Origin of the sequence: Immundisolibacter cernigliae (assembly GCF_001697225.1) — a bacterium.
Classification (GTDB): domain Bacteria; phylum Pseudomonadota; class Gammaproteobacteria; order Immundisolibacterales; family Immundisolibacteraceae; genus Immundisolibacter; species Immundisolibacter cernigliae.
Genome location: NZ_CP014671.1, coordinates 825085 through 839058, shown reverse-complemented (window position 1 = coordinate 839058; position 13974 = coordinate 825085). Strand labels below are relative to the sequence as shown.

The 13974-nt window shown below is 70.1% G+C and carries 16 protein-coding genes and 1 pseudogene; 9 read left to right on the top strand and 8 right to left on the bottom strand.

The window, feature by feature from the left end:
- Nucleotides 1–176: 176 nt before the first annotated feature.
- Nucleotides 177–1142 (top strand): annotated as a pseudogene (locus PG2T_RS16605) (IS481 family transposase); the annotation flags it as partial.
- A gap of 646 nt (nt 1143–1788) precedes the next feature.
- On the opposite strand, the gene PG2T_RS16595 reads toward PG2T_RS16605, so the two are convergent.
- Nucleotides 1789–2733 (bottom strand): DODA-type extradiol aromatic ring-opening family dioxygenase, encoded by a 945-nt coding sequence (locus PG2T_RS16595; RefSeq protein WP_068802921.1) that lies wholly within the window; start codon nt 2731–2733, stop codon nt 1789–1791.
- Nucleotides 2734–2756: 23 nt separating this feature from the next.
- Nucleotides 2757–3101, bottom strand: a complete 345-nt coding sequence (locus tag PG2T_RS03945; protein WP_068802920.1) for a hypothetical protein — start codon at nt 3099–3101, stop codon at nt 2757–2759.
- Nucleotides 3102–3232: 131 nt separating this feature from the next.
- Between PG2T_RS03945 and PG2T_RS03940 the strand changes: the two genes are divergently transcribed.
- Nucleotides 3233–4114 (top strand): NHL repeat-containing protein, encoded by an 882-nt coding sequence (locus tag PG2T_RS03940; RefSeq protein WP_068802919.1) that lies wholly within the window; start codon nt 3233–3235, stop codon nt 4112–4114.
- Nucleotides 4115–4357: 243 nt separating this feature from the next.
- On the opposite strand, the gene ccmI is transcribed toward PG2T_RS03940, so the two are convergent.
- The 3 genes from ccmI to PG2T_RS03925 are packed head-to-tail and all read right to left on the bottom strand — an operon-like array spanning nt 4358 to nt 6326.
- Entirely contained in the window at nt 4358–5419 is a 1062-nt protein-coding gene (gene ccmI / locus PG2T_RS03935) for a c-type cytochrome biogenesis protein CcmI (protein ID WP_068802918.1), read from the bottom strand.
- Nucleotides 5416–5802, bottom strand: coding sequence for a cytochrome c-type biogenesis protein (locus tag PG2T_RS03930; RefSeq protein WP_145930986.1), 387 nt, complete (start codon nt 5800–5802; stop codon nt 5416–5418). Before PG2T_RS03930 ends, ccmI begins: the two co-directional genes overlap by 4 nt.
- Nucleotides 5802–6326 (bottom strand): DsbE family thiol:disulfide interchange protein, encoded by a 525-nt coding sequence (locus tag PG2T_RS03925; RefSeq protein WP_068807697.1) that lies wholly within the window; start codon nt 6324–6326, stop codon nt 5802–5804. Before PG2T_RS03925 ends, PG2T_RS03930 begins: the two co-directional genes overlap by 1 nt.
- Nucleotides 6327–6503: 177 nt before the next feature.
- On the opposite strand from PG2T_RS03925, the gene PG2T_RS03920 reads away from it, so the two are divergent.
- From PG2T_RS03920 to PG2T_RS03905, 4 genes are all read left to right on the top strand, one after another.
- The gene (locus PG2T_RS03920; RefSeq protein ID WP_068807694.1) at nt 6504–7052 is read left to right on the top strand and encodes an FMN-binding protein; all 549 of its coding nucleotides are present in this window, start codon (nt 6504–6506) and stop codon (nt 7050–7052) included.
- On the top strand, nt 7049–7912 hold the full coding sequence (locus PG2T_RS03915) for an FAD:protein FMN transferase (protein ID WP_158513142.1): 864 nt from the start codon (nt 7049–7051) through the stop codon (nt 7910–7912). The genes PG2T_RS03920 and PG2T_RS03915 overlap by 4 nt, the downstream gene beginning before the upstream one ends.
- Entirely contained in the window at nt 7909–8403 is a 495-nt protein-coding gene (locus tag PG2T_RS03910) for a hypothetical protein (protein ID WP_068802917.1), read from the top strand. The genes PG2T_RS03915 and PG2T_RS03910 overlap by 4 nt, the downstream gene beginning before the upstream one ends.
- 91 nt (nt 8404–8494) lie before the next feature.
- Nucleotides 8495–9169 (top strand): YiaD family glycine zipper/OmpA-like lipoprotein, encoded by a 675-nt coding sequence (locus PG2T_RS03905; protein WP_068807689.1) that lies wholly within the window; start codon nt 8495–8497, stop codon nt 9167–9169.
- Between the two features lie 42 nt (nt 9170–9211).
- Here the strand turns inward: PG2T_RS03905 and PG2T_RS03900 are convergent, their stop codons facing one another.
- Nucleotides 9212–9787 carry a Maf family protein gene (locus PG2T_RS03900; protein ID WP_068807685.1) on the bottom strand — a complete coding sequence of 192 codons (576 nt, stop codon included), beginning with the start codon at nt 9785–9787 and terminating at the stop codon, nt 9212–9214.
- 92 nt (nt 9788–9879) lie between these two features.
- On the opposite strand from PG2T_RS03900, the gene PG2T_RS03895 reads away from it, so the two are divergent.
- On the top strand, nt 9880–10599 hold the full coding sequence (locus tag PG2T_RS03895; RefSeq protein ID WP_068802916.1) for a hypothetical protein: 720 nt from the start codon (nt 9880–9882) through the stop codon (nt 10597–10599).
- A 135-nt stretch (nt 10600–10734) separates the two neighbouring features.
- Nucleotides 10735–11535 (top strand): cytochrome C assembly family protein, encoded by an 801-nt coding sequence (locus PG2T_RS03890; protein WP_068802915.1) that lies wholly within the window; start codon nt 10735–10737, stop codon nt 11533–11535.
- A gap of 19 nt (nt 11536–11554) precedes the next feature.
- Here PG2T_RS03890 and rdgB read toward each other — a convergent pair whose 3' ends face one another.
- Nucleotides 11555–12151, bottom strand: a complete 597-nt coding sequence (rdgB, locus tag PG2T_RS03885) for an RdgB/HAM1 family non-canonical purine NTP pyrophosphatase (protein ID WP_068802914.1) — start codon at nt 12149–12151, stop codon at nt 11555–11557.
- Entirely contained in the window at nt 12151–12867 is a 717-nt protein-coding gene (gene rph / locus PG2T_RS03880) for a ribonuclease PH (RefSeq protein WP_068802913.1), read from the bottom strand. Before rph ends, rdgB begins: the two co-directional genes overlap by 1 nt.
- 175 nt (nt 12868–13042) lie before the next feature.
- Here rph and PG2T_RS03875 point away from each other — a divergent pair, with 175 nt between their 5' ends.
- Entirely contained in the window at nt 13043–13912 is an 870-nt protein-coding gene (locus tag PG2T_RS03875) for a YicC/YloC family endoribonuclease (RefSeq protein WP_068802912.1), read from the top strand.
- Nucleotides 13913–13974: the final 62 nt, after the last annotated feature.

Genomic DNA, 13974 nt, shown 5'->3' with positions numbered 1-13974 from the left:
GCGTAGATTGGGGTGAGGAACGAACCCCAACGCTTGGTAGCCGGATTCGTTGGGGTTCCTACCTGTTCCATCCCGGATCATCATATAGTTCCGTCTCGGTCCCCGCTGCTGCTGGCGCGCGAGGTGTTCCGGGAGCTGGCAGGGGACGGGAAAGCGGTTGATCGGGAGGTGTCCGCATGCTGATTGCACTGCACAAACAAGCCCGCACCACGCCCCACGTGCGGGCGCAGATCGCGGCCAGTGATGAGCCGGTGGCGGTGCTGGCCCGCCGCTTTGGCGTCACCGAGCCGACGATCTACAAATGGAAGCGGCGCCCGGATGTCTACGACCGGCCGCACACCGCGCACCGCCTGCAAACGACGTTGACCCCCGGCCAGGAGGCGATCGTGGTCTACCTGCGCCGGGCCCTGCTGCTGCCGCTGGACGACCTGCTGGCGGTGACGCGCGAGTTCCTGTGTCCGGACGTGTCCCGCTCCGGGCTGGACCGCTGCCTGCGCCGCCACGGCGTGGGCAACCTGCGCGCCCTGCGCCCGGCGCCGGACAAAGCGGTCAGCAAGACCTTCAAGACCTACGTGCCCGGCTTTGTGCACGTCGACGTGAAGTACCTGCCGCAGATGGCCGACGAGGACCGGCGCCGGTTCCTGTTCGTGGCCATCGATCGGGCCACCCGCTGGGTTTACGTGGCCCTGAAAGCCGACAAGAGCGCGCGCTCGGCGCGCGCCTTCCTCAGTGCCCTGGCCACGGCCTGCCCGGTGCGCATCACGCGCCTGCTCACCGACAACGGCACCGAGTTCACGGACCGGCTGTTCGGGAGCCGGGCGCGGGCCCCGACCGGGACGCATGAGTTCGATCGCCTGTGCCAGGAACTGGGCATCGAGCACCGTCTGACGCCCCCGCGCCACCCGCAGACCAATGGCATGGTCGAGCGCTTCAACGGGCGCATCGCGGACCTGCTGCGCACGCACCACTTCAGGTCCAGCGAGGACCTGGAGCAGACCCTGCACCGCTATGTCACGCTCTACAACCACCACTTGCCGCAGAAGGCACTGAACGCCCAGACTCCGGCTCAAGCGCTTCAGCACTGGTACGCTTCAAAACCGGAGCTGTTTCATCGAAGGCCAAATAATCGGCCGGGACGTGACACCTACCGTCACCCCAACACGGCTACCACCAGCACCTACAACACCCTGAACCAAATCGACCTGCGCAACGCCCACGCCTTCGTCCACGACGCCGCCGGCAACCTCACCGACGACGGCACACGCACCTACGCCTACGATGCCGAGCAACGCCTGGTGCGCATCGGCCATACCGGCACGGGTCAATCCACGTCGTTCCGCTACGACGCCTTCGGCCGGCGCACCGCGATCGTCGAAACCGACGGCACCACCGCCACCGAAACGCGGTACCTGTGGTGCGGCGAGCGTATCTGCCAGGCGCGCGACGGCGCCGACACGGTGACCCGCCGCTACTACGACGAGGGCGAGCTGGCCGTGTCGGCCACGGGCGATGTGGCTGCCTTCTACGCCGAGGATCACCTGGGCTCCATCCGCGACCTGCGCATGGGCGACGGCCAGGTGCTGGCGTCGTACGACTATGATCCGTACGGCGCGCCGACCCGCAGCGACGAAACCGGCGGCGTCACCGCCGACTACCGCGGTGATCGTCGGGCTGACGCGCGAGTACTTCGCGGCCGCGATAGCAGCAAGGAGCAGGCAAGCCTGTCGGTCCAATCGGACCGGCAAGCCGCGCCGCGGATACCTCGGTGGCGGGACCGCCGAGGGCCGCTCACCCGAAGGCCACGCCCGCCACGCCGGTCAGCCACTGCGGCACGGCTTCGTAGAACAGCACCTCGCCGTGGGTGTCCGGCACGGCGCCCATCACCGTGGCCCAGTTGCGGATTTCCTGGCCGCCGTTGCCGCCGCGCCGGGCGATGGTGGCGGCGTCCAGATCAGCGAGACGCGTGTAGGTTCCGGCCTGCATCCAGGCGAGCAGTTCGCGGTCGAATTCTTCATCGATGCGGCCCAGGCCCTCGCGACCCCAGCGGTCCACCTCGGCGGCGATGCGCTTGCCGGTTTCCGGGTCCGCGCCGGCGCGCCCGGCGGACATGAACGCCAGCCACGCCTGGCCGGTTTCGTCGTCGGGCAGGGTGCGCCAGTCATGCAGCGGCACTTCGTGCGACAGCCCGCCGGTGCCGATCAGGGCCACGCGCAGGCCCGGTTCGAGGTCCGCCAGCACGCTGCGCAGCGCAGCGCCCAGTTGCAGGCAGCGGCCCACGCTGGGCAGCGGCGGGGCCACGCAGTTCTGGAACAGCGGCACGATGGGCAGGTCCGCCTGCGGAAACAGCAGGTGCACCGGCGTCATGAAGGCGTGGTCGAGCGGCAGGTTGCGCGCGAATGCCAGGTCGTGACCGCGCGCGATCAGGCCTTCGAGCAGGCCGCGCGCCAGGCCGTCGTGCACGGCAAGTTCGTAGCGCGGCAGGCCGCCATCGCCCCAGCCCACGCTGCGCGTGCCGACGCCCAGACAGAACGCCGGCATGTGGTCCAGGAAAAAACTGCGGAAATGGTCCGACGCCACCACCAGCACCACGTCCGGGCGCGCCGCGCGCAGCCGGGTGGCCATGGCCTTGTAACCGTCGCCCACGGCGGCGCGCTGGGCCGGGCTGGCCTGATCCCAGGCGCGCACCATGAACGCGGCGTGACTCACCCCGAAGGCGGCAACGATGTCGGCCATGAGCGGTCTCCTGTCGGTCTGTTTCAGGCCGGCGCGAACAGCGCAAAACACTTGCTGGAGTTGAACACCCAGCTTTCCACGAAGTCGACGACCCGCGCGTGGTGCCCGATGGCCGCCATGGCACCGGCCAGACAAATCCAGTTCAGCACCTCGTGCTGGCCTGCGTCTTCGATGGTCTGGCGGGTGAGTTCGCCCCAGCGGGTCCAGGCGCCGGTATCGAGATCGGCGCGCAGGCGGCGGTCGGCCTCCACGTCCGGGTACAGATCCGCGACCGGACACAGAGCCTGCCAGTAACGGCGCAGCAGTTCTCCGGCCGGTGTGCCCGGCCCGATTCTGGTCAGGCGTTCGTTATCTTTGGTCGAAAGCATGGCGTTCTCCCCGTTCTGTACCTCCAGAAGTGACAGGATAGTCTTGTGCGCGGTGCCCGGTAACCCAGGGTGCCCGCGGCATGCCGTGCCCCTACTATCCCCACGTCCCAGACCGCAAGGCATACCGACCCATGGTTTCGAAAGATGTCAATCGACGCTCGGCTCCGGACCGACGCCGCCGCAACCGCCTGCGGCGCGTCCGCCGGCTCGCCTCCCTGGCCTTGATCCTGGCGCTGGTCGGCGGCGTGTACTACGGCGCCCGCTGGCCGCTGCACGTGCGTGACGGCTGGAAAATCACCGACAAAATCCGCCTGTCCCGACCCGCCAGCCTGGCCCTGGGCGCCGACGGGCGGCTGCGCTACGTGGCGCTCGAAACCATCCCCGGCCTGCTGGTGGAACTGACCCCGGACGGCCCGAAAACCGTGTTCGGCGACTTCGGCGAACCGGATGGCCTGCTGGCCCTCAACGACAGCGTGCTGGTCAGCGAAACCGATCCGGATGGCCGCGTGATGGCCTACAACACGACCACGGCGCGGCTGCGCGTGCTGGCGCGCATGGACAAGCCGGAAGGTCTGCTGCGACGTCCCGACGGCAGCACGGTGGTGGCGCAAGGCGTCTCGGCCGGCCGGCTCTGGGTACTGCGCGAGGGCGCCGAACCGGCGGTGCTGGTGGACGGCCTCAGCAGCCCCAAAGGCCTGTGCAATCTGCCGGACGGGCGCATCGGCATTGCGGAGAGTGGCACCGGCCGCATCCTGGCCCACGGCCCGGCCGGCCTTGAAGTGCTGGCAGAAGACCTGCGCGGCATCGACCAGCTCGCCTGCGGCGCCGACGGCAGCCTGTGGGCGGTCATCAGCCGCGTGCGCAGCGGCAAGCTGGTGCGCATCGCGGACGGCAGGCAGCGCACCATTGCGCGTCGCCTGCGCCAGCCGCAGGGCATTGTCCTGCTGCCCGATGGCGGCCTGTACCTGGCCGAATCGCGTGCCAACCGGGTGCTGCGGATTACGCCGCACTAGGCTGTGCACGGATCGGCTGATTGGCTTTCGAAACGGAACCCCATGGCTCAGCGCAGTTGCGCTTCCACATTCAGCCGCGGACTTGATGGCACCTCGAAAAACCTTGCGAGGCGCCCTTTGGGGCATCCATGCCCCAACGCATGAATAGCGCAAGCAATTGAAATGGCGTGAGTCATTCTCGGCCCCCCCGCGAAAGACGTTCTCGAAAAACCGCAGGGGAGTGGTTTTTCGAGGTCCCCTGGGCTACGGCGCCCCAGCGCCTCCCGTTACCGCGTCGATCGCCCGCTGCACCTGCGCCCGCATCGGCGAATCGGCCGGCAGCAGCCCCAGCAGGCGCTGCCAATGCTCGCGCGCCTGGGCAGGCTGCCCGGCCTGTTGCGCGGCCTGGCCGAGCACCCACAGCGCGGAGCCGTTGTCGGGGTTGATCTTCAGCAGGCGCTCGTACAGTTCCACCGCCCGCGCGCTGGGTTGCTGCGGGTTCAGGGCGTACTCGCTGGCAGCATACGCGGCCAGCACTTCCGGGCGCTGCGGGTCCAGTTCGTGAGCACGGGCGTAGGCGTCGCGGGCGCCGCTGCGGTCGCCCTGCATGCTGCGCGCAAAGCCGGCGCGCACCCAGGCACGCGGATCGTCCGGCGTGGCCAGGATGCCCTGCTCGACGGTGGCGATCATGGCCGCGATGCCGGGCGGCGGAGCCACGCCGGGCTCGGCGGCGTCCGCGTAGCCTTCCAGCAGCGTCAGATCGTCCGGCGCCAGCTGCGCCGCGCGGTCGTAGGCACGCCGCGCGTCGGCCGGGCGGCCGAGCACGACGTAGGAGCGGCCCAGGCGCCGCCAGCCTTCGGGATCACTGCCGTCCTTGGCCAGACGCGCTTCGAGCCGCGCCACCATGGCCGCCGGATCGACCGGCGCCGCGGCGGCATCCGGAGCCTTCTGCGCGGCATCAAGCTGCTGCCAGAACGGACCCTGCAAATAGCCATACAGCCCCACGGCCGCGGCCGGCAGCAGGACAAATACCGCCAGCGCGAACGGCCATCCTCGGCTGCCGGGCTGCGACGCGGTCCGCGCCGCTGCCGGGCCGGCCTGCGCCAGGGCCGCAATGTCGGCCTGCAGGCGACGCTGTTCGTCGGCAAAGCTCGCCTCGTCCAGCATGCCGTCGGCGCGGGCGCGGGCCAGCTCGTCCAGGCTCGCCTGCAACTGCGCGCGCCGTGTCGCCAGGGTGTCGGTGGCAGTTATCGGCGACGGCAGGCGCAGCACCAGCCAGGCCACCGCGGCCAGCACCGCCAGGCCGGTCAGAACGAGTGCTGTCACGAACGCTCCTGAGCGCGCAGGCGCCTGCGCAGGTAGATGAAAGCCCCGCCGCCGGCCGCCGCCAGGATCGCCCACGGCGCCCACCACAGCGGAGCGCCCGAACCCTGCCGCGGGGGTCGCATGAGGACGAAATCGCCGTAGCGGGCGCGGAAGTAGTCGATGACCTCGGCCTCGCTGCGCCCGGCGGCAAGTTGCTCGACGATGATCCGGCGCATGTCCTGCGCCAGTTCGGCATTCGACTCCGCCACCGACTGGTTCTGGCACACCGCGCAGCGCAGTTTTTCGGCGATTTCGAGCATCTGCCGCTGCTGCGGGTCTTCGCTGACCACATCAGCCCATGCCAGCGGCGCCAGCAGCAGCAGCGCAATCACAAGCCCGCGCATCAGCTCACCCCGAACAGCGTCTTGAGGTAGCCGCGCAGGCTGTCCGTGTCGAGCGGCCCGACGTGCTTGGCCAGCAGCGTGCCGTCGGCGGCCACGAAAAAGGTCTCCGGCACGCCGTACACGCCAAGTTCGATGCCGGCGCGGCCCTCGGGATCGAAGAACGACCAGCGGTAGGCGTTGCCGCGCTCGGCCAGCCAGGCCTCGCCCAGTTCGCGCTTGTCCCGGTAGTTGAGGCCGATGAAGGTCACCCGGTCACCGAACTGCCGCGCCGCCGCTACCACCACCGGATGCTCCACGGCGCAGGACTCGCACCACGAGGCCCACACGTTGATCAGCAGCGGCCCGCCCTGTCCGGCCTTGGCCAGATCGACCGGCTGCCCGTCCAGTGTCTCGCCCGCGATGGCCGGCAGCGGCTTGCCGACCAGCGGCGAGGGAATCTGCTTCGGATCGTGCCGCAGGCCGAGCGCCAGCGCACCCAGCAGCAGCGCCAGCGCGGGCAGAAGAAGCAGACGCCAGAGTTTCATGAAGCGATGGTTGATCTGTCGACAGGAGCGGGACATGCCCGGCCGGGGCGCAATTATGCCGGCCGACCCGGGATTGCCGCGAACACAGGTCGCCGCAGCGGTGCTTTCGGGCCGGGCTTGAGGCGTATCAAGTCCCAAACATTGCGAATCATTCGCATCAAGGGCAGCATAGCCGCCATGTCCCGCCCGCTGCCCTCCCCGTGGCTCGCCGTCCCGTTGCTGGTCACGCCACTGGCGGCGCAGGCCACGCAATACCTGAGCATCGAACAGGCGCAGCGGCTGCTGTTCCCGACCGGGACCGGCTACGCCGCGGAAGCGGTCGAACTCACGGCCGAACAGGTGCGCGCCATCGAACAGGCCAGCGATACCCGCGTCGTCAACCGCAAACCCAAGGTGTGGCGCGCCATGGCAGGCGACACGCTGCTCGGCCACCTGTTCGTGGATCAGGTCTACGGCAAGCATGAGTTCATCACCTACGCGCTGGCGGTCACGGCCGATGGCCAGGTGGCGGGTGTGGAAATCCTCGATTACCGCGAGACGCACGGCGACCAAGTGCGCCAGCCGCGCTGGCGGGCGCAGTTCCTGGGCAAGGACGCGAGCGATGCGGTCAAGCTCGGGCGCGACATCCAGAACATCAGCGGCGCCACGCTGTCCTGCCGTCACCTGACCGATGGTGTGCGGCGCCTGCTGGCCACCCACCGCGCGCTGCTCGGCGCTGCGCCGTGAATGCTCCCCTGACGCAGTCACTGACCGGCGCATTGCGCCGGGCGCAGCCGTGGCTGGGCACGCTGGTCGGCATCGAGGCGACCGGCCTGCCGCCGGCGCAGCTTGCACGGGCCATCGACCGCGCCTTCAGGGCCGTGGCGCAGGTACACGGCCGGATGAGCTTTCACGAACCGGATAGCGAGCTGTCGCGCCTGAACCGCGCGGCGCACGCCGGCCCGGTGCCGGTGAGCGGGCACCTGCGGCGTGTGCTGCGCGCGGCCTGCCGGCTGAGCGCGCTCACGGATGGCCGCTTCGACGTGACCGTCGCGCCGACACTGGTGCGCTGGGGTTATCTGCCCGGATTGCCGGACAGCACGGAAACGACCGGCGACTGGCGCGACATCCGCCTTGGCACCAACGGCATGGTGCGCTTCGCGCGCCCGCTGCTGATTGACCTCGGCGGCATCGCCAAGGGCTATGCGGTGGATCTGGCCATCGCCAGCCTGCGCAGGGCCGGCGTGCCGCAGGCCTGTGTGAACGCCGGCGGTGACCTGCGCTTTTACGGCCGCGAGCCGCGCCGGATCGGCGTGCGCGATCCGGCCGCTCCGGCCCGGCTGCGGCTGCTGCCGCCGCTGCTGCAGGGCGCCGTGGCGACCAGCTGCGTGGCGGACACCCGCCGCCGGCACGGACAGACCTGGCGCTCGCCGCTGGTCGACCCGCGCCGCGGGCGGGCCTGTGCGGCGACCGGCAGCGTGACCGTGCTGGCCCGTTCCTGCCTTTACGCCGACGCGCTGACCAAACCGCTGGCCATCGATCCGGCCGCCTGCGAACCTGTCCTGCGCCGCCTGCAGGCGCAGGCCCTGCTGCTGCCCGCCGCATGAAACCCGGCCCACGCTACACGCTGCTGGGTCCGCGCCTCGGGCCGCTCGGCCGGCGCGCGGTATATGGCCTTTGCCTGCTGCTGCTGATCACCGGCGCCGCCTGGCTGGTGCTGCACACCTGGCTGCGCGTGGAGGGACCGTTCGGCCCCGAGCACCATCCGCTGGAAGCCTGGCTGATGCGCCTGCACGGCCTGCTGGCCCTGCCGGCGCTGCTCGGTCTTGGCGCACTGCTGCCGATGCACGTGTGGCCTGCCTGGCGACCTCGCCGTCGGCGAATCAGCGGGCTCGTACTGCTCGCCGCCTGCGGGCTGCTGGCCCTCGGCGGCTGGGCGCTGTACTACGTGGCCGATGAAATGGCGCGCCCGTGGGTGTCGGTCAGCCACTGGGTTCTGGGCCTGGCATTACCGGCACTGGTGCTGGCCCACATCATCGGTGCACGCCGCGTGCGGCTTGTCGATGAACGCGCCGGCCAGCATCGGCCTGGCGTGTGAACTCGCGGCCACACGGCCGGCACAAGACAACAAGCGCGATCCGCCGCGGTCCAACTGCTCGGTCAATGGTGACTCGCTCGCGGAGATATTCATGTTCAAGACACGCTTTCATGGTCCGGCCGCCCCCGGGCTGGCCGCATTCCTGGCCGCACTGCTGGTCGCCGGCTGCGCCACCAACCCCGAAACCGGCCAGCGCGAGATGTCCAGGACCGGCAAGGGCGCCGCCATCGGCGCGGCCGCGGGCGCCGTGCTCGGCGGCGTGAGCGGCGGTGACCGCGGCCAGCGTGCCGCCATCGGCGCGGCAGCGGGTGCCGCCATCGGCGCCGGGGTCGGCAAGTACATGCAGAACCAGGAAGAAAAGCTGCGCCAGCAGACGGCCGGCACGGGCGTGGAGGTGTCGCGCCAGGGCGATAACGTGATCCTGAACATGCCGGGGCACGTCACCTTCGCCACCGACAGCGCCCAGATCACGCCCGCCTTCCACAGCACCCTGGATCAGGTGGCCGCCACCATCGCCGAATACCAGGACACCCGGGTGCAGATCAACGGCCATACCGACAGCACCGGCTCGGACAGCTACAACCAGCAGCTCTCCGAGCGCCGTGCCCAGGCCGTCGCGAGCTATCTGTCCGGCCGCGGCGTGGCCAGCAGCCGCATGACCACCCTCGGTTATGGCGAAACCCAACCCATCGCGTCCAACGAAACCGCCGACGGTCGCCAGCAGAACCGCCGCGTGGAGATCATCCTGAGCCCCACCGGCGGCTGATGGCAGCCGGGTGATCCGGCATGGCATCGACGCACGGCGCCCTCAGTCCCTGACCAGCACCCCGGCGCCGGCCAGCAGATCGGCGGTCTCGAACAGCGGCAGACCCATCACGCCCGAGTAGCTGCCCTCAAGATGCCGGATGAACGCCGCCGCCCGGCCCTGGATGGCGTAGGCGCCAGCCTTGTCGAGCGGCTCGCCGGTGTCGCAGTAAGCCGCGATCTCGGCCGGCGACAGGGTTCGAAACGTCACTTCGCTCTCGCTCAGGCGCACGACGTGGGCACCGCCCTGCACACGCGCCACGGCACTGAGCACCGTATGCGTGTGCCCGGACAGGCGGCGCAGCATGGCGGCCGCAGCGTCCCGGTCGACCGGCTTGCCGAAAATCTCCCCGTCCAGCACCACCACCGTGTCGGCGCCCAGCACGCAGGCCTGCGGCCCGAGCTGCGCTGCGGCCGCGCGCGCCTTGGCCAGCGCCAGCCGGCATACATGGTCGGCCGCCAGTTCTCCCGGCAAGGGCTGCTCGTCGACCGCCATGGCCAGCACCTCGAAATTCACGCCAAGCTGGGCCAGCAGTTCACGGCGGCGCGGCGAGGTCGAGGCAAGTACCAGCTGCGGCATGAAGGTTGCTGCCAAATCGATTGGGGTCATCAAAGTTTAACCGGCGCCCTCCAGCATGCGCCCATGCCCCAAGCCGAACGAGGATACCGACCATGCGCGACTGGACCCGCGCGCTGCTGAGCCACCACGAGCGCAGCCTGCAGCGCTTTCCAAACCAACGCCTGCTGGTGTTGTTCGACGTCGACGACACGTTCCTGGACATGCGCCTGGCGCTGACCGGCCTGCTGCGCGCCTACGACGCCAACCATGCCAGCTCCCACTTCAGTGCTCTTGATCCGGGCACACTCGATCCGTTCGGACGTGGCATCGAAGCCATCCTGGAACACTGCCGGGTGCCGGCCGACGAACAGCCGCAAGTGCTCGCCTGGTTCCAGCACAAGCGCCGCTGCGGCGAGATTGCCCGCCTCGCCCACGCGCCCTACCGCGGCCTGCTGGGCCTGGCCGCCTGGCTGAATGAGCAGCCGCGCACGGCGGTCGGCATCAACTCCGCGCGTCCGGAGTTCCTGCGCCAGGACACGCTGCGCTGCCTGAACGACCTGGCATCGGACAGCCGCCTGCGGTTCGTCGACGAACTGGCCTGGTTCACGCCGCACGGCTGGCGAGACGATGTCGGCGCGAGCAAGCTGTCGGCCATAACGCAGGCCGAGCAGCGTGGCGAACGCGTCATCGCCATGATCGACAGCAACCCGGCGGTGCTGGCCAGTCTGGCCGCCGCCGACCTCGGCGACGACAGGCTGCTGCTGCACAGCGCCGACCTGCTGCACCTGTCCGGCACGCCGCGCCGGGAACATCGGTTGACCCACGCCGCCTGAGGCGGCAACCGGAGCGCCGGGACGCGCTGCCAAAATCGCTGGCTGTAGAGGCCCGGTTATGCCGGGCGATCATCGCCACGAGGCCCGGCCGGGCCTCCAGTAGAATGGCTCGCCCACCGTTGCTAGCCGCGCCGCATGTCCTTCAACGCCCTGTCCATCCTGCTCGCCGTGGCCTACCTGGGCCTTGGCGCCGGCTACGTCTGGCAGCTGCGCCGGCCGGCGAGCGGCACGCGCCTTGCGTTGCGGGCCGCGGCAGCGCTGCTGGGCCTGCTGCACCTGGGGCTGCTGCGCACGACGATCGCCGACGGGCCGGCGCTGGCGCTGGGTTTCGGCAATGCGGTGTCCTTGCTGGCGGCGGCGGTGATGCTGCTGTTCGTGGGCATCTCGATCCTGCGTTCGGTGGACAACCTGGGCGTCGTGCTGGCGCCGCTGGCGGGACTGTCGGTGCTGCTGATGCTGCTGCCGGACCATTCGACGCCGCTGCCGGCGGTCGACATGCTGCCGCTGGCGCTGCACGTCACGCTGTCGCTGAGCGCCTATGCCCTGCTGGCGCTGGCGGCCCTGCAGGCCCTGGTCATGGCCTACCAGGATTCGCGCCTGCGCCAGCACACGCCCGGCGGCGTGCTGCGCGCACTGCCGCCGCTGGGCGACATGGAACGGCTGCTGTTCCAGCTGCTCGGGCTCGGCTTTGCCGCGCTGACGCTGGCGCTGCTGTCCGGGGTGCTGTTCCTGGGCGACATCTTTGCGCCGCATCTGCTTGAAAAAACGGCGCTTTCGATCGGCGCCTGGCTGGTGATCGGCACCCTGCTGATTGGCCGCCGCCGCGCCGGCTGGCGCGGCCGCACCGCCGTGCGCTGGACCCTGGCCGGCTTTGCCCTGCTGGCGCTGGCGTACCTGGGCAGCAAGTTCGCGCTGGAATTCGTGCGGCGCGGCTGAAGCGCAGCGCCGACTGACCTCAGGCCAGCTGCGCCTGCAGGAACGCCCGCAGCGCCTGCGCCGCCTGGGCACGGTGGCTCAGGCGCGCCTTGTCGGCCGGGTCCAGCTGCGCCGCCGTGCAGCCGTGCTCGGGCAGCCAGAACAGCGGGTCGTAACCGAAACCGTGCTGGCCGGCTTCGGTCAGGGCAATCCTGCCTTCCCAGGTGCCGCTGAAAATCTGCGGCCACGGATCGGCGACATGGCGCAGGTAGACCAGCACGCAGCGAAAACGCGCCGTGCGCTGATCCGCCGGTACATTGGCGAGTTGCTGGAGCAACCTGGCCCGGTTGGCGGCATCATCCGCCGCCGGCCCGGCGTAGCGGGCCGAGTGCACGCCCGGCGCGCCAGCCAGCGCATCCACCTCCAGCCCGGAATCGTCGGCCAGCGCCGGCAGGCCGGACGCGGCGGCGGCATGGCGGGCCTTCAGGATGGCGTTCTCGACGAAGCTGGGCGCCGTTTCCTCGGCTGCCTCGGCGGTGAAATCGCCGAGCGCCTGCAAACTCAGCGGCAGATCGCCCAGCAACCCGCGCAGCTCGGCCAGCTTGCCGCGGTTGCCGCTGGCCAGCACCAGGCGCATCAGCCGGCCAGCGCCGCCCGCTGCAGGGCGATCAGCTCGGCCACGCCCTGCTGACCGAGCGCGATCAACTGCGCCAGCTCCTCGGCGCGGAAGGCGTGACCCTCGGCCGTGCCCTGGATTTCGACGAAGGCGCCGGCGTCGTTGATGACCAGGTTCATGTCGGTCTCGGCGGTGGAATCCTCGGCGTAGTCCAGATCCAGTACCGTCTGCCCGGCGAAGATGCCCACCGACACCGCCGCCACCGCGCCGTGGATGGGATCGCGCGTGATGGCCCGGCGCTTGCGCAGGCTGGCCACAGCGTCCACCAGTGCCACGTAGGCGCCGGTGATGGCCGCCGTGCGCGTGCCGCCGTCGGCCTGGATCACGTCGCAGTCGAGCGTGATGGTGCGCTCACCGAGCGCCGACAGGTCCACCACCGCCCGCAGCGCGCGGCCGATGAGGCGCTGGATCTCCAGCGTGCGGCCGCCCTGGCGACCATTGGCGGCCTCGCGCTGATTACGGGTATGGGTGGCGCGCGGCAGCATGCCGTACTCGGCCGTCACCCAGCCGCTGCCGCTGCCGCGCTTGAAGCCCGGTACGCGCTCGTCGACGCTGGCGGTGCAGATGACCCGCGTGTCGCCGAAACTGACCAGCACCGAACCCTCGGCGTACTTGCTGAACTGACGGGTGATGGTGACCGGACGCAACTGGTCCGGCCGACGGCCGCTCGGGCGCATGGCGTGTCCTTGAAGTGGGAAAACAGGGGATCGACTGACCGCCGGCGAGCACCGCAGGTTGCGGCATGGACGGCCAAGAGGGCGGCCATTGTAGCCCGGCAGCCCGCGGGCCAGCCGCAGAGCCATGCGGCCCGTCCGCTACACTTGGCCGCCCCGCCCGAACCCGGAACCGCCCATGATTTCCAGCATGACCGCCTTTGCCCGCAGCAGCCGCAGCGGGCCGCTGGGCGAATTCACCTGGGAACTGCGCAGCGTGAACCACCGTTACCTGGAACTATCGCTGCGCCTGCCGGACACACTGCGCGGCCTGGAATCGCGCGTGCGTGACCTGGCCAACCGCGAACTGAGCCGCGGCAAGGTGGACATCGGCCTGCGCTACGTGCCGCCCGTCGAGGCCGCCAGTCTGGAGCTGAACGAACCGGCGCTGCAGGCCGTGATCAGTGCCGCCATGCGGGTGCGCGATCACCTGGGCGCGCACACCGAGTCGCTGAACCCGCTCGACCTGCTGCGCTGGCCGGGAGTGGTCAAGTCCGCCGACGGCGCCGACCAGGAAACGCTGGAAAACGAAGCCATGCACGCCCTGCAGGCCGCCTTTGGCGAGCTGAAGGCCACCCGCCGCCGCGAAGGCGATCGCCTGGCCGAGCTGATCGAGGAACGCGCCGCCGGCGTGCTGGAACTGGCCACGAAAATCGGCGAGCGCATCCCCGCCATCCGCGAGGCTTGGCGCGACAAGCTGCGCGAGCGCATCGCGGCGCTGGGCGTGCCCGTTGAACCGGCCCGCCTGGAACAGGAACTGGTGCTGGCCGCCCAGAAAGGCGACATCGCCGAGGAGCTCGACCGCATCGGCATCCACGTCAAGGAAATCCGCAGCAGCCTGCACAAAGGCGGCGCCGTCGGCCGGCGGCTGGACTTTCTGATGCAGGAACTCGGGCGCGAAGCCAACACCGTCGGCTCCAAGGCCATCGACATGGAAATCACCCAGGCGGCCGTCGGCCTGAAGGTCCTGATCGAACAGATGCGCGAGCAGATTCAGAACATCGAATAAGGCCAGCGCCGCGCGCCAGTCAGACGCACCCGGCGCGGGCGCGAATCCGTCCGCGTGCGTGG

Coding starts and splice junctions, on each gene's coding strand:
- PG2T_RS16595 (WP_068802921.1), bottom strand. CDS start 2,733: ATGGCCGACATCGTTGCCGCCTTCGGGGTGAGTCACGCCGCGTTCATG.
- PG2T_RS03945 (WP_068802920.1), bottom strand. CDS start 3,101: ATGCTTTCGACCAAAGATAACGAACGCCTGACCAGAATCGGGCCGGGC.
- PG2T_RS03940 (WP_068802919.1), top strand. CDS start 3,233: ATGGTTTCGAAAGATGTCAATCGACGCTCGGCTCCGGACCGACGCCGC.
- PG2T_RS03930 (WP_145930986.1), bottom strand. CDS start 5,802: ATGCGCGGGCTTGTGATTGCGCTGCTGCTGCTGGCGCCGCTGGCATGG.
- PG2T_RS03925 (WP_068807697.1), bottom strand. CDS start 6,326: ATGAAACTCTGGCGTCTGCTTCTTCTGCCCGCGCTGGCGCTGCTGCTG.
- PG2T_RS03920 (WP_068807694.1), top strand. CDS start 6,504: ATGTCCCGCCCGCTGCCCTCCCCGTGGCTCGCCGTCCCGTTGCTGGTC.
- PG2T_RS03910 (WP_068802917.1), top strand. CDS start 7,909: ATGAAACCCGGCCCACGCTACACGCTGCTGGGTCCGCGCCTCGGGCCG.
- PG2T_RS03905 (WP_068807689.1), top strand. CDS start 8,495: ATGTTCAAGACACGCTTTCATGGTCCGGCCGCCCCCGGGCTGGCCGCA.
- PG2T_RS03900 (WP_068807685.1), bottom strand. CDS start 9,787: ATGCCGCAGCTGGTACTTGCCTCGACCTCGCCGCGCCGCCGTGAACTG.
- PG2T_RS03895 (WP_068802916.1), top strand. CDS start 9,880: ATGCGCGACTGGACCCGCGCGCTGCTGAGCCACCACGAGCGCAGCCTG.
- PG2T_RS03890 (WP_068802915.1), top strand. CDS start 10,735: ATGTCCTTCAACGCCCTGTCCATCCTGCTCGCCGTGGCCTACCTGGGC.
- rdgB (WP_068802914.1), bottom strand. CDS start 12,151: ATGCGCCTGGTGCTGGCCAGCGGCAACCGCGGCAAGCTGGCCGAGCTG.
- rph (WP_068802913.1), bottom strand. CDS start 12,867: ATGCGCCCGAGCGGCCGTCGGCCGGACCAGTTGCGTCCGGTCACCATC.
- PG2T_RS03875 (WP_068802912.1), top strand. CDS start 13,043: ATGATTTCCAGCATGACCGCCTTTGCCCGCAGCAGCCGCAGCGGGCCG.